At 59.5% G+C, this 701-nt stretch carries 1 protein-coding gene; it reads right to left on the bottom strand.

Translation table 11 applies throughout. The annotated features are described in order from the left end of the window. Positions 1-152: 152 nt before the first annotated feature. Positions 153-701: cyclic nucleotide-binding domain-containing protein (locus tag DU29_RS0128845; protein WP_028624796.1), on the bottom strand; the 549-nt coding region annotated here is incomplete at its 5' end.

Below are 701 nucleotides of genomic sequence, written 5' to 3' on the forward strand. Positions count from 1 at the left end.
GCGAGGGAGCTTGCTCCCGCTGGGTTGCGAAGCAGCCCCCTTGTTACAAAAAAAAGCAGGGGACCGCTACGCAGTCCAGCGGGAGCAAGCTCCCTCGCCACAAGAACTGTCTTGCTTGCACAATAATCTTGTGGCCAGCTGATTAGCCAAAACTACGTCGGCTGACGCTTCTGCAACCAACTGAGAAACCCACCTTTCTTGATCTGCACCGGCTTGGCCAGCAACGCCTGTCGGCTGTTTTGCTGGCGCACCGCTTGCAGTTTGTTCAGTGCCCGGCTCACTTCGGTGCGTTGCTCCATGACATTGCGCGTCAGGGTTTTGTCGATGCGGTAGATGATGCACGAGGTCAGTGTGGTGAAGGTTGCCTGCGACGGTGTATCAGCGAGGATGCTTTGTTCGCCCATGACTTCGCTCGGGCCCATGCGGCCGGCTTCAATGTGCCCGCTGCCGTCGGGCACGGTGGCGCTGACCACACCGGTAGCAACCACCATCAGACTGTCCGGCACTTCGCCCAGATCCAGCACCACTTGGCCCGCTGCATATTGCTGGGCAACCATCGACTGCGCCAGTTGATCGCGTTCGTCCTGACTCAGTGAACGGAAGATTTTCACCTCATCGAGCAGGGCACGGGCACGGGTCGTCGGTTCGATCACGCCATCGAGCTGACGGGAAATACCCGCCGCTTCAAGGTGTCGGTGCGC

Origin of the sequence: Pseudomonas sp. Ant30-3 (assembly GCF_000690905.1) — a bacterium.
Taxonomy (GTDB): Bacteria; Pseudomonadota; Gammaproteobacteria; order Pseudomonadales; family Pseudomonadaceae; genus Aquipseudomonas.